The following is a 21,806-nucleotide window of genomic DNA, read 5'->3' as shown; positions in this document are numbered from 1 at the left end:
AAAGTTTTTGGTTGTCTTATGCAGGGCATCCTGCAGCTGGCGGGCGCTCTTGGTGCGGACGAAGTTTTTGGCTTTTTGGTATTTCTTCCACTGGCGCGAGCCTTTCTTGCACTTCGACTGCAGCCGTTGCAGTTGAGCCAGCTTCTTGTTGCGCAATTGGTGGATACTGCGTGCCTTGCGTCCGCTAATCAGGACGGAAGAACCGCCTTCCGCAAAGGAAGCAATACTGTGGATTTCGCCCAAGTCAACAGAAGCCGCCTGTTGTTGCCCCAAGGGCGGATTTTCTATCCCATCGTCGTAAGTAACGGACAAATAATAATGGATGTCGTGGCATAGCTCCACTTCCTTGATGGTTTCGACAGGAATGCCGTCTAATCCGGATACCCGCAATTTCAGTGGTGGTTGTCTTTTGCCGTTGCGGATGCCCAATGAGAGGGTGACGACATTACCTTCTATGGAAAAAGCCTGTCCGACCCATTTGGTGTTGAAGAAAAACTTTTCCTTGTAGGGGTAACGGACATCCTTGCGCCCTGCGGTTTTGGCTTCCTTCGCCGCCAGACGGGCGTTCAGGTATTTGTGGGCGACGGCTTGGATGCTTTGACTATGCAATGCGACCGTTTGCTTGGTTTCGCTTTGCAGTTGCGTCTTGCCTATCCACTTGCCGGTGGCAAGATGATGTGCCTTGGACTTCCGCAAGCACAGGTTCCACACTTCAGCGGAAGCTTTGTTGCAGGTATCCAATGCCGGTTTCAGCTTCGCTTGATTTCGAATCATCAATCGTTTTCCGTGGTACATAACCTTTCCTCCTTCCTTGATTATAAGGATATTATATAACATGCCTTCGTCTTAAGTCGATTTTTATTGACGTAAATAGGAACTATCGTTCCCCATTGGGGAACCGAAATTCATCTCCCGCTTTCACTGGTGCCATGCACCGAAACGTTTAGAAGCGGGAGACTTCTTTCGGAAGCCGTTAAAAAAAGAGGTTCTTGGTTATCTGGTGTTGGTGAAGGAAATGCCCTTCGGCCTGCGGGTTTGCTTGTGTACTGCCGTGGGACCGCCCTGAGCCTGTAGTCTCCGGGCTTGCAAGCCTCAAAGGGACCGTAGACGCTGAAGCATCAACGGTCCCTACTTTCGCATTGCATCCTTGACACGGCCACAAGCAACCCCACCGTCCTTCGGGATTTCCGAGAAGAATACCTACCCACACCATAAATAATAGAACCAAAAAAGAGACAAAAGCTGTTTATGATAGCTTTTGTCTCTTTTCTTATTTAGTTCTTCTAGAAAGTATTAACCCAATAACAAAACCAATAAATGATGGGATCAGCCAGCTCATTCCGTAATTAAATAACGGAACCGTAGCTTTCGCCCAAATAGATACTTGCTCCAGAATGAGCCCGCTTCTCCACTCTTCTGGCAAGGCTTGGATAAAATCAAGCAAGGCAAATGGGAGGGTAAAAATCGTGGTCATTCTGTAAACAATATCCTTATCCTTAAATAGCGGACTCAGTATCGCTGTAAAGATAAGCGTAATCGCTAATGGATACAGGAACATCAATACAGGAATAGACAAAGTGATGATTTGTTGCAATCCCAGGTTTGCTACTCCAAATGAAATACCTGTAAAAAGATATACAAATTGGTTGTAAGTTAACTTATTAGGGAACAAGGTCACGAACATCTCACTGATGGCAGTCAGTAACCCTACTGCTGTTTTGAAACAAGCAACGGTAATAATAACGGCAAGAACCACTGCTCCAAAAGCTCCGAAATAATGATCAGAAACGATTGCTAAAGCAGCTCCCCCGTTGGCACTAAGACCAAAAATACCTTGACTTGTTGCTCCGACATAAACCAGACTTGCATAAATGATGGCCATCAATGTTGTACTGAACAATCCAGCAATCACGGTGTCTCTTGCTATTGCGGATGGTTTTGTTACCCCTAAACTTTTGATGGTACTGATAACAATAATACCAAATGCTAAAGCTGCCAAAGCATCCATCGTGTTATACCCTTCTAGAAACCCACGAAAAAATGCTCCTGCTTGGTAAGTCTCCTGAACAGGAATCGTCCCTACCTCTCCCATAGGTTTTAAAACGGAAAAGATGACTAGTCCTGTTAATGAGACCAAGAATATCGGATTTAATACTTTACCTACCCACGTTAAAATTCCTGAAGGTCGTAATGTAAACCACAAGGAAAAACCGAAGAATAAAGCTGAAAAAATAAGAAGTGCCAGTTGCAAAATCCCTTTATCTAAATATGGTGCAAATGCTGCTTCGAATGATACAGTCGCAGTTCTGGGAATCGCAAAGAATGGCCCAATCGTCAAGTACAAAGCGATGGTATAGAATAATCCATAACCAGGTGAAATCTTGCTGGCTAATTCGTACAAACTGTCCTTGCGTGCTAGCCCCATTGCCACGATGCCAAGGAATGGTAGCCCCACAGCCGTGATGATGAATCCCAATGTTGCTTCCAGCATATTCGATCCGGCTAGTTGTCCCATTTGGACAGGGAATATTAAGTTCCCAGCTCCAAAGAATAATCCGAACAACATCGAACCGATAAACAGGTAATCTTTGAACGTTAATTTTTTGTCCATGAAATTCTCCATTCCTAATAATTTTTGTCTATTCTATCATGAATTGATGTGAACCTCCATATGGTATAATCATATTGCGAGATTTTTTCCGAAAGGAGGATGTTTATGGATAAAGCAGACATATTATTAACTAATTTAACGATAAAGGGAAACTTTTATGATATTTCGTTATATAGTGGTTTTTTATATTTATGGAAGGATAGATCAAATGTTTCTATTTATCATTGGCGAAAATGGATTGAACACTTAGGCCTTCAGGATTTGCCTATTTACCAAGAACCAATTGTAAATCAGTCACTTTTTCTGGACGAAGCGGATCTACAACCTTTTTTGTTCAAAGCACTACATTTTGATCGGCCTATTCGGGGGAATTATATTTATCGCCATCGTCTCTATTTTATAGATGAAACAGGATTTTATGTCCGGTACCCCGAAAAAGCAAATACATCTGAAACACTATTGATGAAAGGTGATTTCCATAGTCTAGATATTAGTTCATCCAACCGGATAATTTTGGTATCAGAAACGGATGGTATTTTCGAATGGCATATGGAAACAATCATTCCCTGGGATGATACACCAACTGCTTCAATCGTTTTGCGAGGTAATGATATCCTTCAGTTAGATGAAAATGATGAGCCTATCCAGCTAATGGTCTTTGGCATGAAAAAGAGAGAGCCCTATCTTATTGAAAAGATAGCGAAAAATAAGTTACAAATAAACACAACATATTATAAAACATCATTAAACTTCGATAGTGATGCAGAAGCCGTTCAGGCCATCAGTCTCTTCCACTTTTTACCTGATGTCGATAGAACCACAACCCAGATAATTGGTGATCCAATTAAGATAAGAATGATTCCTCATCCTAACTTAGCCAGTGAAACACTTGATGACCAGTATCTTTCGCTCTCTGAAAACAGTAAGGGTTTAACGATGCGATTGGGAAATGATACTTATTTTTCTTATGATGAGTACCTTTCATATCGCCTGTATCCCAAATCACTTGATTATCAGAATCATCTTCATCTCATTTCGGATGAGCAAATAAGTTTATTTATGTTTAATAAACTGCTTTAATCATGGTTCGAAATGCTTTCAATTTGAAAAGATTGTGTTAGAATGTGAAAGGACAATATTAAATGAATTGAGGAATGCCAAGAATGATTACTGTATCAAACGTCAGTTTACAATTTTCTGATCGTAAACTTTTTGACAATGTAAATATTAAATTCACTCCCGGCAACTGCTATGGTGTAATTGGAGCAAATGGTGCTGGAAAATCCACTTTCTTAAAGATTCTTTCTGGTGAAATTCAACCTTCAACCGGTGACGTTATTCTAGATCCAAATGAACGTTTATCTGTTTTGAATCAAGATCACTTTGGTTTTGAAGACAAACAAGTACTCGACACCGTTATCATGGGTAATAAACGCCTTTATGCAGTACGTCAAGAAAAAGACGCTATTTATATGAAGGAAGAATTTACTGATGAAGATGGCATTCGTGCTGGTGAACTTGAAGGTGAATTTGCGGAACTAAATGGTTGGGAAGCTGAAGCAGATGCTGCGAGCTTGTTGCAAGGTTTAGGAATTTCCGAAGATTTGCATTACAAAAATATGAGCGAACTGATTGAACCACAAAAAGTTAAGGTTCTTTTAGCACAAGCTTTGTTCGGTCAACCAGACGTTTTACTTCTGGATGAGCCTACTAACGGTTTGGATAAGCAATCAATTGATTGGTTATCTGAGTTTTTAATTAACTTCCCTAACACTGTTATTGTTGTATCCCATGACCGTCACTTCTTGAATACGGTTTGTACACATATGGCAGACGTTGACTTCGGTAAAATCCAACTTTATGTTGGTAACTACGACTTCTGGTTGCAGTCCAGTCAATTAGCTTCTAAACTGGCAGCAGACCAAAACTCTAAAAAAGAAGAAAAAATCAAGGAATTACAAGATTTTATCGCCCGCTTTAGTGCGAATGCTTCTAAATCGAAACAAGCAACGTCCCGTAAGAAAATGTTGGATAAAATTACCTTGGATGATATTCAACCATCTTCACGTAAATATCCATTCGTTGGTTTCTCACCGGAACGTGAAATTGGAAATGATTTATTGATTGTTGATGGTCTATCTAAGTCTATCGATGGTGTGAAAGTATTGGATAACATTAGTTTCACATTGAACCGTGAAGATAAAGTGGCTATTACAAGTCGTCGTGATATTGCAACAACTACCCTATTCCGTATTTTGATGGGTGAAATGGAACCAGATGCTGGTACTTTCAAATGGGGTGTTACAACTTCACGTAGCTACTTGCCTAAAGACCACTCAAGCGAGTTCCCAAATCCAGACATCAACATTCTGGAATGGTTACGTCAATTTGCTGGTCCAGAAGAAGACGATAATACTTTCTTGCGTAGTTTCTTGGGTCGTATGCTCTTTACTGGTGACGACGTTATGAAGAAAGTATCTGTATTATCCGGGGGCGAAAAAGTCCGGGTTATCCTTTCTAAAATGATGTTCTCCAAAGCAAACGTTCTAATTTTGGATGATCCAACAAACCATTTGGACTTGGAATCAATCACTGCTTTGAACGATGGTATGATTGCATTTAAAGGCGCTTTGTTGTTCTCATCTCATGACCACGAGTTTATCAATACAACTGCAAACCGCATTATTGAAGTAAGTGCCAATGGTGTTGTTGACCGCTTGGATACAACTTACGAAGAATTCTTGGAAGATAAAGACGTACAAGCACGTGTAGCAGCACTGTACGAATAAAATAAAAAACAGGAAACGGGATAATTTTATCCCGTTTCCTGTTTTTTTATTTCTCATCTTCAAAAAACATAAACCCCAGTCCATGATTAACTATCGAGAGCGAGTTTACTTCTTTTTTAGAAAATTCCTTCTCAGAGATATTGAAATGTGTGATGTCATCATCAATAAGTGTTGGAATGAGTTGTTTAAATTCATCGTTATCAACAGTATAGACTTCTATAAATGTATCTTCATAGCCCAGGTCAATTTCGATTTTTTCATCAGTTATTTTTTTCACCTGATCCATAATACGATGTTCCCAGGTAATGTTAGCGATACAAGCTCTGCCACCACCGTTTTCGATAATGTGGGCGGTCTTAAGTTGCCCATCTCCCATTTTTTCAACAGAAACATGACTTTCGATAATACTACCGAAACCTACTTCTTTTTCATACTTTATGGTTACTGCCTTGATTTTGTAGGCTTCCAATATCTTAACATCCACGGAATTGATGATCCAATCGAAATATTTCGCGTTATTAACGTGCATATTTCCGTCAATATCCAAATAGCGTACCCGATACGGCATACTCGTAGCTGTTTCAGGATTCACAGGTTGAATCTTGGGAGCACGTACCATGGTCCGGATTTCTTCTGCCTGATAAGGCGCCACCAACTTCTTGTCAACCTGTGTAAGTTTACGCGTCGCCATATCCATGACACTAAAAGTTGTAATAGCTTCCACCAGTAAATTATCCTCTTTATCAAAAGCCCTGAAAGCACGATAAGTAAAGAAACGATTGAAACTTAAAGCTTCTGTTTCCAATATGATTTCTTCCCTACGTTTGGGCATGCGATTCACATTAATATCGTATTGTATAATAATCCAGGCTAGTCCTTGCTCTGTCATTTGCTCTTCGGTATTTCCAAGCGCATGACTTTGCAAACCTGATGTTTCTACCATCGCATTAATTAAAGCGGGTAAAGTCATATCCCGCATATTGTCACACTCATAAGTAGCAACCACATGCTTATTCCGAAATTTTAATCCACTCATATTTTTTCCCTTCGCCTCTTCTGTTAACTGATTACTTTTGCCATTCCGCCATCAACGAGGATGGTTGAACCGGTTATATATGTATTGGCATCGGATAACAAAAATGCCACTGCTTTTCCAAATTCCTGTGGCCGACCCATTCTGCCCAAGGGAATTTTAGCAGCTGTTTCTTTTTCGATATCTTCTACGGATACGCCCTGTTTTTCAGCATTGTTTTTATTTAGCTGTGCAATTCGACCAGTACCAATTGTACCAGGTGCCGCAACATTGACTAATATATTATCGGGACCGAGTTCCTCAGCGAGGGATTTTGACAGCCCCACAATTCCATTCCGGAATGTATTGGAAAGAATTAAATTCTTCATCGGCGTTTTTACTGATATGGAAGCGACATTCACAATTCGCCCACCCTCTTTACGTAAATCAGGCAAAACTTCGCGAATAATTCGGATATAGCTTAACAAGTTTAATTCAAAAGCTCGTTGCCAGGCTTCATCCTCGAAGTCATCAAAAACGCCACTTGGTGGTCCACCGGCATTGTTTAATAAAATATTAATCGTACCCAAACGTTTTTGAGTTTCTGCGACTAGTGCTTTTATTTCTTCTGGCTTGGTAATATCACATGGAAAATAAGTTACCCGGCCTTCACCCAACAACTCTAATTCTTCTTGGACCTCACGTAACGCGTCCTCACTACGACTCGTCAACATAACATTTGCACCCTCTTTGACGAGTTCAGTAGCAACAGCCTTTCCTAATCCTTGGCTAGATGCAATAATAAGTGCATTTTTTCCTTTTAAACCTAAATCCATTAAAAACCCTCCTTTTACGAACAAACGTTTGTTATAATGAATGAAAAGTTCTAATCTTATTTTAGCATAAAGGAGTGATGATAGTGAGACTATTACACACGGCAGATTGGCATTTAGGGAAAATAGTCAATGAATTCTCAATGATTGAAGATCAACGCTATTTATTAAACCAGCTCATCGATCAAGTAAAGAAGCAAAATGTGGATGTTGTGATCATGGCTGGAGATCTTTATGATCGCTCACTTCCACCCAAGGAAGCAGTGTCTTTGGCAGACGAAGTATTAACCCGCATGGTAAATGAAATTGGCGTTCCTGTGCTGGCCATTTCAGGCAATCATGACAGCAGCGAACGCTTGGAGTACGGTTCGCGCTTATTCACCCAAAACAACCTGTTTATCGAAGGAACATTAAAAGATGTTACGCGTAAAGTGACGATTGATAACGTAAATTTCTACCTTGTGCCTTTTGCAGATCCAGCCTTCGTACGTGAGAAGATGCAACAACCCAATATTCGAACCATGGAAGATGTCGCAACATATCAGATTGAAGCTATTAAAGCTGGTTGGGACCCTTCTGAAATCAATGTTTTAGTGGCCCATGGATACGTTATAAATGGAACCGCTGAATCAGTTGAATCTTCCGATTCCGAACGTCCTCTTAGCATTGGAACCGCTGAATATGTTCCTGTAGGGATATTGGATGGATTCGATTACGTTGCCTTGGGGCATCTGCATAAACCCCAAAAAGTTAAAGATGATCATATCCGTTACAGTGGTTCATTGTTAAAATATTCTAAATCGGAAGCTAATCATAAAAAACAGGTCTCACTCGTTGAATTGGAAAAAGATAAAGTCTCGCTAACACCGATTTACTTAAAACCCTTACGTGATATGAAAATATTACGCGGTTCATTTGATGAACTACTCGCGCAACGCTCCGATGATTATATTTTCTTTGAACTTATGGATGATGACATCATTTTTGACCCCATGAATCAATTGCGGAAAAAATTTCCCAATGCGATGGGACTGGAATATATTAATCGGCAAACAATTACGGTTTCTGATATTGCTCTTACGCGTTCAGACTTGAAAACAAAAAAACTTCCGGATTTATTTACAGATTTCTATGAGAATTTTACGAATACCACTTTACCAATGGATTTACGGTCATTTATCGAACGAGAATTCCATGAAGCGGAAAGGAGCACCCCATGAGACCCATTAAATTAGAAATGAATGCTTTTGGCCCTTATAAAGACCATACCGTACTTGATTTCACGCAATTAAATAATCAAACTTTATTTTTGATCAGTGGACCTACAGGGGCTGGAAAAACAACCATTTTTGATGCGATTGCTTATGCCCTCTATGACGATGCCAGCGGTGAGAGCCGCAATAAAGACGCATTTAAGTCAGATTTCGCGACAGATGAAAATTTATGTTTTGTTGCCTTTACATTTGAAGTGAATGGGAAAGAATATTTCATCAAACGTAAGCCCGCTCAAAAAGGTCCGGGAAAACGAGAACCAATCGACCATAAGTCGTCGGTCGAATTTCATCACGATGGAAATGTTACAACCAAAATTACCGACGCAAACAAGGAAATTACGGATTTATTGTCATTGACCTATGAACAATTTAAGCAAATCGTGATGTTGCCACAGGGAGAATTCAAACATTTGCTGGAGTCGGACAGTAAAGATAAAGAAGCCATATTCAGAAACATTTTTGGTACCCAGGTAATATTGCGGTTTCAGGATAACTTAAAAGCCCAAGTATCCCAGTTGACTAAAGAGGTTAATAATAATCGGACTGAGTTAAAGGCCTCTTTCAGCTATTTGGCTACTTTAAATGATGAAATATTGCAAGCTCACCAAGACGAAGAAGATACCGAAGCTGTTCTCCAGCGATTGAATGAACTAAAGCATGAATATAACGTGATGGCTCAAGAGACCACAAACAACCAAAAAGAAAAAAACAAGACTATGAAGGAATTGGAGAATCAACAAGCGCAGTACCAAAAATTACACGAACTCATCGGTAAAAGAGACCTGTTGGCAAAAGACAAAGACTACTTTGATAAATTGGAACAAGACATTCAGAAATTTGAGAATGCCCAGATTTGTGTCGATGCCAAAAAAAGTCTTCAGAAAGAAGTCAAGGCGCAAGCTGATTTAGAATTGTCTCTTCAAAAAACAATGGATAACTTGGTACTTCAACAGACTGATGTTGACAAGCTAAAAGATGAGTTTTTGGAATTGGAGCTTTCTTACCATAATATTACAAAATGGCGCCAAGAATTGGATGCGTTGAATAAGCAGATTGAGATATTTGCGACGGTTGATAAATTAAAAAACGCTATTAAAAAACTTGATGATGCACAACGTAAAGCCACTGAAGAATTGGTGGTACTAGGCGAAGAATCGCAAAAATTGCTGGAAGAACATTCCAAGATAACCACTCAATTAGAAGAAAGCCGAGTCGCACAAGCTGAATGGGCAAACTTAAAAGACGATGCACACAAACTCAACCAAGAAGAAAGCGCCCTGAATGCCAAGCTAGTCAATGTGGAAACCATGCAGAAGCTTATCGATTCTCACCAAGCAGCATTGGATTTAATGATTCAAGCACAGGCTCGTTCAGAAGCCAAGAGCCATCAATTGATCCAATCTCGTCGATTGTTTAATCAAAATATGGCGGGTCTCCTCGCTACCAACTTATCAACGGGAGAAAGTTGTCCCGTTTGCGGTTCAATCGAACATCCTTCTCTCGCTGTTAAAATTGAGAATGCACCAACTGAAGAAGATTTAGAAGCTATTCAAAAGGAAAGCGCCCAAGCTGATAAAGACTTTACGCAAGCTTCTGAACAAGTGCGTCACTTCAACAATCAAATTGTTGGATATGAATCTCAGACTGGCATTAATCGTGATGAGTTAGCTTTTCAGTATGATGTATTAGCGAAAAAAGTGGCTGATACTTCAGCGGCTATGGTTGAACTTCAAAATCAGCTGGTTATTCTCCAAAAAGTAGCGAATGAACAGGATAGTAAAAATAAAGAATTAGTGACTATTCAAGAGTCACAAAAAACACTCTACTTGAACCAAAAGGAATTAGAAACACTTTCCTTAACCCGAACAGAACAAATTCAAGAGCACGAAAATGAATTAGGGGATTTAGCTCAAAGCGTTCAGGGATTGGATTCATCTCGAATAAAAGAAGAAGCGGAAAATTTATCTGGAAAAATAGCCAGTATTGAAAAACTATATCCTCTCAAGAAGCAGGAAATGACCGATGTGGAGAAAGATATCGCAATCCTTGGCAACACAAAAGATTCTATCCAGAAACAAATAGATGTGGCTTATTCACGCATTTCCGAAGCCAAGGCTCATTATGAAGCAAAACTACTGGCAACAAAACTAGAGGATGATTTTGAAAACACATTAATGCCGGATTCTGAAGTGGAACCTACTAAAATCAAGTTAGTAGCATATCAAGATGATGTCACGGTAACCAATCGTAACCTGGACGATCAAGAAAAAATAGTCGCAAAGTTCTCTGAAAAACATGATATTCCAACGATTCAGGCTTTACTTGATGGGCTGCATAATGAACTTGAACAAATGGAGGCAATAAGTAAACAGCTTTCTAACAACCTTCAGGTTATTGAACAAGGCACAAAAAATATTTCTCTTATATACGACAAGGGAAAAGAAGCCCTCGCAAAATATGGTTCCGTGAAACGTCTGTCAGATATTGCGAATGGCCAATCAAGCGAAACAGGTCGTCTCTCTTTTGAACGTTATGTTCTGGCAATTTATTACGAGGAAATAGTTCTTGCGGCAAATAAACGCTTAATCCAAATGACGGATAACCGCTATTTACTGCAACGATCACAAAGAGAAGTAAAAGGTACTGGTGCCAAGGGACTGGAACTGGATGTCTTTGATCATTTCACAGGTCAAATAAGAAGCGTCAAAACGCTGTCCGGTGGTGAAAGTTTTAAAGCATCGTTGGCTCTGGCCTTGGGATTGAGCGATGTCATGCAGCAACAAAGCGGTGGTATTCAAATCGATACGCTATTTATAGATGAAGGATTTGGAACTCTGGATTCGGAGTCCTTGGAACAAGCGATTCAGACGCTTTCCGAACTAAATGCCAACGGCCGTATGGTAGGAATTATTTCCCATGTCGAAGAATTAAAAACCAGGATACCTGCCCATATCAAGGTGACCCATTCCGCTTCCGGAAGCCATGCCGAGATTGTCGTTTAATTATCGGTTCTTGGTTATCAGATGTTGGTGAAGAAAATGCCCTTCGGCCTGCGGGTTTGCTTGTGTACTGCCGTGGGACCGCCCTGAGCCTGTAGTCTCCGGGCTTGCAAGCCTCAAAGGGACCGTAGATGCTGAAGCATCAACGGTCCCTACTTTCGCATTGCATCCTTGACACGGCCACAAGCAACCCCACCGTCCTTCGGGATTTCCGAGAAGAATACCTACCAACACCATTTATTATAGAGCCTAATTATATCGATAAAAAAAGCCAACCTAGAACCGAAAATAAACGTTCAGGGTTGGCTTTATTTTGTTTGGTATTAGCGAGCTATCAAAACATCACAACGAGCATGTTTGGTAACATAACTTGTAATTGATCCAAGTACCACTTTCGCGATATTTCCTTTTCCGGTTGCGCCCATTACGATTAGGTCGATATCCCAATCTTTTACGAGCTCCTCAGCAATTAACTTTTTAGCATTACCAAATTTCACAATTTTCTCAAGGTGTTGATCCTCACGTTTTGCATAAGTCTCCAACGCTTTGAAAAAGCCTTCACGATCACGGTCTATTTGCTCGGCTTCTTTTGCGTCATCTGCCTTATCAACAACGGTAACCAAGTGTAATTTCGCATTGTTACGCTTCGCAATATGAACAGCTTTCTTAAAAGCTTGAATAGATGATTCCGAACCATCAACAGGTACCATGATATTTTCATAAGTTTGTTTCATGACTTGACCATCTCCTTCCAAACACGGCTGAAACCGCTTCCTACAATTCTATTGTACAAGATTTATGTTAAAAGGGAAAGATATTATGATTCTAGTTTTTTGAATTCAATTTCACCGAACGCTTTGATATCTTTTTCCAACGTGGATTGCGTTAAATCTTCACGAACTTTCTTAAGGGAAGTAGCGGTCATGGCAGCATTCACTATTCCAGTCGTCAGAACATCCACCAAGTTTTTGGTGTGTAGATAACGATAGACAATTCCAGATATCAAAGCCTCATGTGTTCCCCAAACATAGCTTTGGGAATCCTTGTTTTGTAAATCAAAGCGGATTAACCCATGCTTTTCACTCCCATAATCAATACTGCGACTGCGATCTGAAATGATGACATGCTCCGCTCCCATATCCAAAAAGCGATGGATGGCATCCACTACTTGTGCATCTGTAGAGACTTTCATATCAAAAAATATTTCTGCATCTTCTCGACTTACCACCAGTAAATGAACACCTCTGAGGTCATCAGGAATGTTATATGTCTTTAGTACTGACGCTGTCACTAAAGATAACGGCGTTTTATTTTTCAAAGCAAAATCAATCACCGCTTCAGTGGTATTCTTGGGTAAGTTGGTATCTATAATAATTGCCTTCGCTTGTTTCAATAATGAAAGGCGCTTAACAAACCAATTTGGCGTCATTTTATCATAAATATCCATTTCGGAAAGAGCCAATGCCAATTCCCCATCTCCGTTGACAACTTCGGTGTATGCTCCCGTTGCCTGCCCAGGAATTGTATCTATCTCGTTTACTTTTACAAAAGTACGCATGGAGTCTTTAATAGCTTCTGCTTCGCGATCATCCCCGACCAAACTCAATAACACTACATCCTGTTGCAGTCGGCCCAAATTTTCGGCGATACTCAAAGCTACCCCACCACAAGTCGTTTCTGATGTCACATTCTTTGATGTTCGCTTGATTAATTCGTCTTTAATGAAAAACCTTCTATCAACGGCAGCTGCCCCAATACAGACTATGGGACGGGTTTCATTGACTACATACGCTTTTCCAAGTAGATAACCTCTTTTGACCAATCCTGAAATAATATTTGCAACAGCTGGACGTGATAAGCCAATCTTATCCGCAAGAGCCTGTTGGGAAATGAACGGATCTTCCTTAATATATGTAAAGACTTTGGATTCTTTCTCATTTAGTGCCATCTGACATACCCCTTCTCAACAAACGTAATGGACCTTGATAATTATCCATTTCCACTTCATACATCATTCAATTATTTGTTGTTTGCTTTTTCTGTATAATAACGAGCTTTTTCTATCATTTTCTCAAATTTGCTTTGTTTTTCCCACAATTTATAAATTTTTGCCGCTTCCAAATAAGCCACAGCAAGCCCTTCGAAATCGTCTGGCGCTTGTTCTTTCCGGTAACTAATTTCTTCCATGCTCAGTACCTCAGCTGCTTCATATTCCCCTGATTCACGCATAATAACTACCAATTGGTGATGCATTTCCAACTCATGAGGAATATTTTGCGCTTTTCGAGCGTTCATGCGTCCTTCTTCAAAGCAACCTCTTGCGCCATCATAGTTCCCTTGTTTCGCATAGTTAATCCCTAAACCATAAACAATCATTTGATAAAGGTTATTTTCTTTATCATCCAAGAGATACAAGGCTTCAAGAAATAATATCTCCGCAGATTGGAACTCTCCTGCTTCATGCTTGGATAGCGCCTGATATGCTAATGCTTGTATTTGGTCAGTTTTCATTTTCTCACCCGTTTCTGGTTCTCTTTACAATTATTTTACATGATTCCATTTTTTTAGTAAACAAAACCTGTAATCAATTGTTTAAGAAACAAGCATTTGTTTTTCAGTTTGCTATTTCCACCATATTTCCGAAGAAAGTTTATAACCCATGTAACAGACAAGTGGCATGGCATAACAAAAAAACCAAAGAAATCGGCATCAAAAGTTGGAAGCAATAATTGGAAGTTGTAGAGTTACATTTGGTAGGTTTGGTGAGAGAAAATTTTTTCGAGGAAGTGGAAAATAAAAAAACGTGGAAAAATCTCCTTACTTAACGCTATTATATCGGTAATGAGCGTTTATCGCAACAATAATGCAAACATTAGTTGACCATTATTCCATTTTCCAAATAAACACAAAAAGCGTGCATAAACCTCTTCATCGAAAAGGTGTCTGCACGCTTATCTATTATAAAACATTAGTTTTTATGAGATATAAATATTCAGTTTTACTGCAATAAATATTCATCCGGAATGACTGCATCCACTTGTGCCTTATAATTAGCTGGTGATACTAGAACACCATCTTCATTCAGGCCATGTTCAGAACCAAGTTCATCGGTATAGTCATCTAAATAGTAAATCTTAAATTTACGTTTCAAGCGTCCATTATCATTATAATGGTATGTAAAATGAGAAACGGTCGGGCGGAAAACGACATTTTCAATCTGGGTTTTTTCTTCCGTTACAACAAAATCGAAGGAAACCATGCCACCAAGTGTATTAATATCATCTAAGGCATGAGCTAATAAATTCCCTAATGACCATACGACCAAAGTCTCATTACCACCTTCCCCTTCTAACCATTCGATAGGTTGAATAACATGGGGATGCGTTCCGATAACAACATCTACGCCTAAGTCGGCAAATAACTGACCATAATAACGTTGGAACTCATTCACTTCATTTGTATTTTCGTCGCCCCAGTGTGCAGAAACGATGACAACATCGCTCAATTCCTGTGCCTTGGCAACATCATTGCGAATTTTTTCTTCATCGAAATAATTAACGCGCCAGTTTGTATCAGGCTCGATACCATTTGTTCCATACGTGTAGGCTAGAAATGAAAAAGTAACCCCATCACGTTCGATGGTTGGAATTTCATGGCTCTCTTCTTCGGTTTCAAAAACGCCTGTATACAATACCTCATCAAACTGATTCCAAAAATTAAGAGCATAAGTAGCACCATCCGCGCCAAAGTCCAATGTGTGGTTGGTAGCGCCATTGATTAAATCAAAGCCCAAATCGACCATATTATCACCTAATTGCTCAGGTGTATTAAATGAAGGATAGCCAGCGTAAGGATAATCAGGTCCCGCAAATATTGTTTCTTGATTTAGAAACGCCAAGTCAGCATTTGCTACATCGTCAGCAATGTTATCGTACATATGGGAGAAATCATAAGATCCATCCGGTGTTTCAGCAGCCCAGATGACATTGTCATGAATTAAATTGTCCCCAACGCCAATAAAAGAAATTCTTTTTTCTTCTGGCTCTGCCACACTTTCTTCTACAACGGGTTCTGTTTGCATACTTGATTCTTGAGAGCCTTCAACTGTTTCTGTTGAACCTTCGGAATCTGTCGATGCTGAAGTACATCCCCACAAAGCCAATACAGATACTAAGCTAAGCCACTTTTTCATTTTTTTCCTCCCATTTTTTTCATTACACTATTATCGTCCTATCTAGCAAAAATAACACGAAAAGAGAATACGCACAACCCCCTTTTAAAAGGGGATTGTGCGCAATCTCTATTTTGGAACGACGATTGTTGCAGGGTCAATACCGATTGCCTCTGCCATTTCTTCATTAATTATCAATTTCAGATTATCTGAAGATTCCACTGCCATTGTAGCAGGTTCTGCGTCATTTTCGATAATTTCAAGTGCCATTTCTCCTGTTTGACGCCCTAGTTCATAATAGTCAATTCCATAAGTAGCTAAACCACTGACTGTATCATTTTCAGAGAATGCTGTAACCACAGGAAGTTTATTGGCTTTTGCAACATCCGCTACAGTTGCCATCGTACTTGCCAATGTGTTATCGGTCGGCACATAGACCCCATCAACATCCCCTGCCAGTGATTCCATTGCTTGTTGCACTTCATTGGTTGAAGAAACAGTTTTCAAAACAACCTCGGAACCAGCTGCTTCAACAAACGCTGTTGCTTGGTCTCCTTGAATAACGGAGTTTGGTTCACTCGAGTTGTAGATGATGCCTACTTTTCCACCTTCAGGGATTAAAGAAAGCAACAACTCAATTTGTTCTTCTATTGGACCTGCATCTGTTGTTCCCGTTAAATTACCACCTGGTGCTTCCAAACTGGTGACTAAGTCCGCATCTACAGGATCCGTAATAGCTGTGAAAAGAATCGGTGTTTCTTGATCCATGTTTGCCAAAGAAACCGCTGCTGGCGTTGCAATCGCCAAAATTAAATCACTATCTCCGGATAAACGTTCTGACATCGTTTGTAGATTTGATTGATCCCCTTGCGCATTTTGATAGTCAACAGAAATATTTTCTCCATCCACATACCCTGCTTCTTCCAACGTATCCAAAAACCCTTCGCGAGAGGCATTCAGCGATTCATGATCCATCAATTGCAGAATACCGATATTGATTGTTTCCTCGCTCGCCGTCTCACCATTTCCACATGCAGCCATCAATAGTCCTGCTCCAATGGTTAAGCCTAGTTTAGTCATCCAATTTTTCATTTTTATTTCCTCCTATTTATTATGTGCGGTTCAAAAAAACATACAAAAAACCCATCCAGATAACGAATAATCTGAATGGGTCTACATACAAAATGTAAAAGAAATTAATTCCTTTTGCAATCACCACTCAGATTTTCATCTATGGGCAGTTGCTCATGCGAACTAACTTTAGCCTCATAGATACAAACAACGTTTGTGTGTTTGTATCCATCAGTGATGTCTACAAACACTATCTAAAGAAGCTAAAGAAAAAGTTAGTATGCAAAAGAATTGATTTCTGTAGTGTCATTTTGTATTCCCTCACGATTCATTTATTTAATAAGTGTATGTTACACGGTTTTAGATTAAAAGTCAATGAGATTTTTAATTATTCTGGAAGCGTGATGGTTTCTGGATCAATACCCAACGATTCCGCAACTTCTTCATTAACAACCAAATTCAATGCTTTGGATGATTGGACTGGCATTGTTGCTGGATCAGCCCCATCTTCGATAATTTCCAATGCCATCTCGCCCGTTTGACGACCTAATTCGTAGTAGTCAATCCCATAAGTTGCCAATCCACCTGCTTCTACTTGGTCAGCAGATGCTGCCACAACTGGTAATTGATTCGCTTCAGCAACTTGTTTTACAGTCCCCATTGTACTTGCCAAGGTATTGTCAGTTGGAATATAAATACCTTGAACATCACCTGCTAATGACTCCATAGCCTGTTGCACTTCATTTGTGGATGAAACTGTCTTCAAAACCACTTCCATCCCAGCCGCCTCTAACAACTCAGTGGCTTCATCTCCTTGAATGACCGAGTTTGGTTCACTCGAGTTGTAGATAATCCCGATGTGGGTCGCATCTTTGGCCACAGACAATAATAAATCAACTTGTTCTTTGATTGGACCAGCATCCGTGGTTCCCGATAAGTTTCCACCCGGAGCATCCAAACTCGCCACCAAATCCGCATCCACAGGATCAGTTATTGCAGTAAAAAGAATTGGCGTTTCCTGGTCGACGTTCGCTAACGACACTGCGGCTGGGGTTGCGATAGCTAAAATCAAATCGTTATTACCTGATAATCGCTCAGACATCGTTTGTAAATTAGACTGGTCCAATTGCGCATTCTGGTAATCAACGTTTAAATTTTCGCCTTCCACATACCCTGCTTCTTCCAACACATCCAAGAATCCTTCACGTGAGGCATTTAACGACTCGTGGTCCATCAGTTGCAAAATGCCTAAATTCACTTCCTCCTCGGAATTGTTATTTGAAGATCCCGTTCCAGTCTCACCTTCAGCACAACCCACCAATGTTAGAGCCGTTGCTACCGATAAACTTGCTTTGATTAACCAACTTTTATTCATTTTTACTTCCTCCTGTTGTCGTGTTATTTACACATTTGACAAAAATAAAACCCCATCCAGATAGTAATAATCTGAATGGGGTATAAAAATCATACTGTAAAAAAGAAATGCATCCTTTTTTGCAATCACCACTCAGATTTTCATCTATGTGGCAGTTGCTTACGCAAACTAACTTTAGCCTCCATAGATACAAACATTGTTTGTTATGTCTGTATCCACCGGTAATGGGTACAAACATTATCTAAAGTAGCTAAAGTAATAGTTAGATTGGTTTAGGCATGCATTTTTGTTTGTCATTGTGAAAACCTCACTGTTTTGTTTTTTGATGATGCCTGAATCATAGCTCACTTTTTATGAGAAGTCAATTACAAAGTTAAAATTAAATGAGATTCGTTTAATCGATAATAACTTCCAGTTTAAGCTGAGACTCTGTTGTCAAAAGTGATTTTACTTCTGATGATGGAACATCATGATTTAAATACAACGCTTCATTTTCCGGTTTTAGGATAACCGGCATACGATCATGAATCTTAGAAAAAGAAGGTGTTGCATCGGTTGTAAGGATGGAAAAAGTCTCAAGCACAGAACCATCAGATTGCGGATATGACTTGCGAATGCCTGCTAACGAAAAGATTGGTAATCCTTTGATCGAGATACGGCGTTTGATTTTTGTATCGTCCTTTTTTTCCCATTCAAAAAAAGCAGTAGCTGGAACTAGGCAACGGGCACTCGTAAAAGATTCACGAAAAGTAGGTTTTTGCAGTATAGTTTCCTGGCGAGCGTTAATGAGCGGTCTTTTGGCGAATGTTTCTGTAAAACCCCATTTCAACTGGACTATCCTTTGTCCTGGTATTACAACCGGACAAATATTTGTCGGAAATATTTCCTCGCGGGCTGTGAAATCATCTTTTGATTCTGTCACTTGGTATCTTTCCCATAAATCTTTTCTAGTGGCATCCAGTTCATATCTTCCACACATCATATACCCTCCTAAGGATAAGTAGCTAAGGTTTTTGAGACGCTTTTGACGACCACAACAGCAAGCAAGGCTTTTAGTGCATCACCCGGCAGAAACATAATGATACCGGAATAAAGCACTTCCGTTGTGCTGAGGTTTAATTCCATCACACCATTTAAAATAAAGGCCATGTACGGTGTGCCAATAAAGTAGCTGACAATTGTTCCAACAGTCACTAATAGTGTATCACTTTGTATCTTCTTGTTCACTTTTAACCACGCAATCAAGGTCGCAACAACAATAAAAGCAACTAAAAAACCGAAGCTCGGACCCAAAACGATTTGCGGACCTCGCACTAACAGGGTCAGAATAAGATTTAACAACTGAGTATAGAATGCCAGTTTCGGCGTGAACAATAATCCCGTAAGTAATACAAATAGTGTTTGTAAGGTAATCGCCACCGGACCTAGTGGAATAGAGATAAAACTGCTGACTAAAGTTAAAGCAGCCATGATACTGATTCTGGTCATTTCACGTGTGGTAAGCGTCATGATTCGTTCCTCCAGTTTATACTTATTTCCCCATATGATATTTTTGTGATGGTATTATCAGTCAGTTGGATTTCCAGAGCACCTGTATCGTCTATGCCTATGGCCAAGCCTGAGTATGTTTCATTATTTTTTACGAACGAAACATTTCTGCCTAAAACAAAACAGCGTTCGCGGTACTCATCCAAGTATTCACGCGTTCCCATCGTTTCATAGATGCGGAAAAAGTGATTAATAATACTGGCAGCTAAATGATTACGGCTGACCGGGCTCTCTTTTTTGAACAAGGACCCCACTATTTGTTGTAGTTCAGCCGGTAGGTTCTCATCTTCCAATACATTCAGACCGATACCCAAAATGATTGATTGGATGGTTTGGGTCTCCAGACTCAAAGTCCCTTCAGTCAGAATACCGCAAATCTTTTTGCCATCGATAAAGATGTCGTTGACCCATTTAATTCGTGGTTTTAAGTCTGTCAGTTCTTCAATTGCTTGGCAAACAGCCACTGCTGCCGCCGTAGTTACGAGGGTTGCGTCATTTTGCGGATTTAAATCGTGCAATGTCAGACTCATATAGATGCCATTCCGGGACGGTGAATAAAATGTCCGCCCAAGTCTTCCCCGCCCTTTTTCTTGGGACTCTGCCAAAATCAGGATATCTTCATGCGGATTGTCGTTTAAGCGACGTTTGGCTTCGGCATTGGTAGAATCAATTGTTTGGTACGTTTCAACAATCAGCTTTCGATCCAATAATGGTTTGATTGCTGCAGTGTTCAGTGAATCGGAAGGATTAATCAATTTATAGCCAGCATTTGTAGTTGAACTAATAAGATACCCATCTGCTTTAAGGGTATTAATGGCTTTCCAGACTGCTGTACGACTCACGCCTAATTCATCCGCAATCTTTTGACCGGATATTTTATCTACTCTTCTTTGTTCTAAAATAGCTAATACTTCATCTTTCGTAGACATCTCATCACCTGTTTCTTTACTTTGTGGTATTAACCATACAAAATTAACCGTTTCATGTCAACTTGTTTTTTTATGGGTTGACAATCGACTTTGTCGTTGTGCGTATATGTGACAAACTGATTTGTTGAAGCTATTAAACCATTTGGGACTTAATTTTTAACTAAAATGGTTTAATTATGGAGAATTAAACCATTTCGTTTTATTTTTTTGCTTCAAATGGTTTAATTAACCGTTATTAGACCATTTCAATCTGAATTTTTGGGCCAAATGGTTTAATAAAGCCAAATTGGCATTTTATTTAATATCTTCAACGCAAAACAAAAAAACCGGAAGCTCTCGCTTCCGGAATAAATGTGGGATTATGATGCTGGAATAACTGTAATTGTCATTCCTTGGCGACCAAATGCCAATGCTGCATTCAAGTCTGTGATATGTACGTCGATACGGTTTCCGATGATAGCTGAACCTGTATCTCCTGCTATAAATGTACCGTAACCAGGTACGATAATTGTAGATCCTAGAGGAATGACACTTGGGTCAACCGCGACAACGTTAGGGTTTTGACGTAGGTTAATTCCTGTATATGTAAAATCACTTAATGACGGTTGGTTTGTTGAGTAAGCTGTTGCTTCTACTGTAATTTGGTAGCCAGCAGTTGATGCTTCTTGAGCTGGAGCTACTTCTTCTACAGGAGCTACTTCTTCCACTGGAGCTGTTTCCACTACTGGAGCTGTTTCTTCTACAACTTCTTCGTAATGCTCAACTGGTGTTTCAACTTCTACAACTTCTTCTTCAGAACTTACATCGTAAGATTTTTGTTCTGTACCTTCACCAACTGTTACAACTTTATTGTCAGCTGATAAACGAATAGAATTTCCAACGATAATCATGTCTGCATTAGAAATATTGTTAACTTCTACTAATTTGTCTAATGAAATTTCTGTTGCTTGTGCGATCACTGATAATGTATCGCCCCATACAAAAGTATATTTACTTCCGTTTTCGTTTTCTTGGATATCTTCTTTAATTTCGCTTGCTGTACGCGCGCTCCATTCTGCTGCACTTGCTTCCGTTGGGCTAGCAAAAGCCAAGATTCCTGAAAATGCGATTGATGCACCTGCTACAAATAATTTGTTTTTAAAGTTCATATTATATTTTCTTTCCTTTCTTTTCTTGCTTGTATCTTCCGCAAGA

General features: G+C 39.8%; 18 protein-coding genes. 4 read left to right on the top strand and 14 right to left on the bottom strand.

The window, feature by feature from the left end; genetic code table 11:
• Positions 1-795: transposase (locus ACTU7M_RS08445; RefSeq protein WP_443473949.1), on the bottom strand; the 795-nt coding region annotated here is incomplete at its 3' end.
• A 475-nt stretch (positions 796-1,270) separates the two neighbouring features.
• Positions 1,271-2,611 carry a branched-chain amino acid transport system II carrier protein gene (brnQ, locus tag ACTU7M_RS08440; RefSeq protein ID WP_443473948.1) on the bottom strand — a complete coding sequence of 447 codons (1,341 nt, stop codon included), beginning with the start codon at positions 2,609-2,611 and terminating at the stop codon, positions 1,271-1,273.
• 105 nt (positions 2,612-2,716) lie between these two features.
• Here brnQ and ACTU7M_RS08435 point away from each other — a divergent pair, with 105 nt between their 5' ends.
• Positions 2,717-3,691, top strand: a complete 975-nt coding sequence (locus ACTU7M_RS08435) for a hypothetical protein (RefSeq protein WP_443473947.1) — start codon at positions 2,717-2,719, stop codon at positions 3,689-3,691.
• Between the two features lie 83 nt (positions 3,692-3,774).
• On the top strand, positions 3,775-5,400 hold the full coding sequence (locus tag ACTU7M_RS08430; protein WP_443473946.1) for an ABC-F family ATP-binding cassette domain-containing protein: 1,626 nt from the start codon (positions 3,775-3,777) through the stop codon (positions 5,398-5,400).
• Between the two features lie 46 nt (positions 5,401-5,446).
• Here ACTU7M_RS08430 and ACTU7M_RS08425 read toward each other — a convergent pair whose 3' ends face one another.
• Both ACTU7M_RS08425 and ACTU7M_RS08420 read right to left on the bottom strand, forming a co-directional pair.
• Complete coding sequence (locus ACTU7M_RS08425; RefSeq protein WP_443473945.1) at positions 5,447-6,436, bottom strand: acyl-[acyl-carrier-protein] thioesterase; 990 nt, start codon at positions 6,434-6,436, stop codon at positions 5,447-5,449.
• A 23-nt stretch (positions 6,437-6,459) separates the two neighbouring features.
• A complete protein-coding gene (locus tag ACTU7M_RS08420) occupies positions 6,460-7,248 on the bottom strand; it encodes an SDR family oxidoreductase (RefSeq protein ID WP_443473944.1) in 789 nt (262 codons plus the stop codon).
• Between the two features lie 83 nt (positions 7,249-7,331).
• On the opposite strand from ACTU7M_RS08420, the gene ACTU7M_RS08415 reads away from it, so the two are divergent.
• Both ACTU7M_RS08415 and ACTU7M_RS08410 read left to right on the top strand, forming a co-directional pair.
• Positions 7,332-8,465, top strand: coding sequence for an exonuclease SbcCD subunit D (locus tag ACTU7M_RS08415; protein WP_443473943.1), 1,134 nt, complete (start codon positions 7,332-7,334; stop codon positions 8,463-8,465).
• Positions 8,462-11,521, top strand: coding sequence for an SbcC/MukB-like Walker B domain-containing protein (locus ACTU7M_RS08410; protein ID WP_443473942.1), 3,060 nt, complete (start codon positions 8,462-8,464; stop codon positions 11,519-11,521). Before ACTU7M_RS08415 ends, ACTU7M_RS08410 begins: the two co-directional genes overlap by 4 nt.
• A gap of 320 nt (positions 11,522-11,841) precedes the next feature.
• Here ACTU7M_RS08410 and ACTU7M_RS08405 read toward each other — a convergent pair whose 3' ends face one another.
• The 10 genes from ACTU7M_RS08405 to ACTU7M_RS08360 form a co-directional block, all read right to left on the bottom strand.
• Positions 11,842-12,252, bottom strand: a complete 411-nt coding sequence (locus tag ACTU7M_RS08405) for a universal stress protein (protein ID WP_443473941.1) — start codon at positions 12,250-12,252, stop codon at positions 11,842-11,844.
• Between the two features lie 83 nt (positions 12,253-12,335).
• Entirely contained in the window at positions 12,336-13,466 is a 1,131-nt protein-coding gene (locus ACTU7M_RS08400; RefSeq protein WP_443473940.1) for a PfkB family carbohydrate kinase, read from the bottom strand.
• Positions 13,467-13,537: 71 nt separating this feature from the next.
• Entirely contained in the window at positions 13,538-14,029 is a 492-nt protein-coding gene (locus tag ACTU7M_RS08395; protein WP_443473939.1) for a hypothetical protein, read from the bottom strand.
• Positions 14,030-14,516: 487 nt separating this feature from the next.
• Positions 14,517-15,710: a CapA family protein gene (locus tag ACTU7M_RS08390; RefSeq protein ID WP_443473938.1), complete on the bottom strand. Its 1,194-nt coding sequence runs from the start codon at positions 15,708-15,710 to the stop codon at positions 14,517-14,519.
• A gap of 108 nt (positions 15,711-15,818) precedes the next feature.
• A complete protein-coding gene (locus ACTU7M_RS08385; protein ID WP_443473952.1) occupies positions 15,819-16,787 on the bottom strand; it encodes an ABC transporter substrate binding protein in 969 nt (322 codons plus the stop codon).
• 361 nt (positions 16,788-17,148) lie between these two features.
• Positions 17,149-18,135: an ABC transporter substrate binding protein gene (locus ACTU7M_RS08380; protein WP_443473937.1), complete on the bottom strand. Its 987-nt coding sequence runs from the start codon at positions 18,133-18,135 to the stop codon at positions 17,149-17,151.
• Positions 18,136-18,529: 394 nt separating this feature from the next.
• Entirely contained in the window at positions 18,530-19,114 is a 585-nt protein-coding gene (locus ACTU7M_RS08375; RefSeq protein ID WP_443473936.1) for an SOS response-associated peptidase, read from the bottom strand.
• An 11-nt stretch (positions 19,115-19,125) separates the two neighbouring features.
• Positions 19,126-19,644 carry a biotin transporter BioY gene (locus ACTU7M_RS08370; RefSeq protein WP_443473935.1) on the bottom strand — a complete coding sequence of 173 codons (519 nt, stop codon included), beginning with the start codon at positions 19,642-19,644 and terminating at the stop codon, positions 19,126-19,128.
• Positions 19,641-20,612, bottom strand: a complete 972-nt coding sequence (locus ACTU7M_RS08365) for a biotin--[acetyl-CoA-carboxylase] ligase (protein WP_443473934.1) — start codon at positions 20,610-20,612, stop codon at positions 19,641-19,643. The genes ACTU7M_RS08370 and ACTU7M_RS08365 overlap by 4 nt, the downstream gene beginning before the upstream one ends.
• Positions 20,613-20,971: 359 nt before the next feature.
• On the bottom strand, positions 20,972-21,760 hold the full coding sequence (locus ACTU7M_RS08360) for a 3D domain-containing protein (protein ID WP_443473933.1): 789 nt from the start codon (positions 21,758-21,760) through the stop codon (positions 20,972-20,974).
• Between the last annotated feature and the right edge of the window lie 46 nt (positions 21,761-21,806).

The sequence above is a fragment of the Jeotgalibaca sp. A122 genome, assembly GCF_052266715.1.
Lineage (GTDB): Bacteria > Bacillota > Bacilli > Lactobacillales > Aerococcaceae > Jeotgalibaca.
Note: the sequence above shows the minus strand (reverse complement) of the source record. Positions and strands in the feature narration are given on the sequence as shown.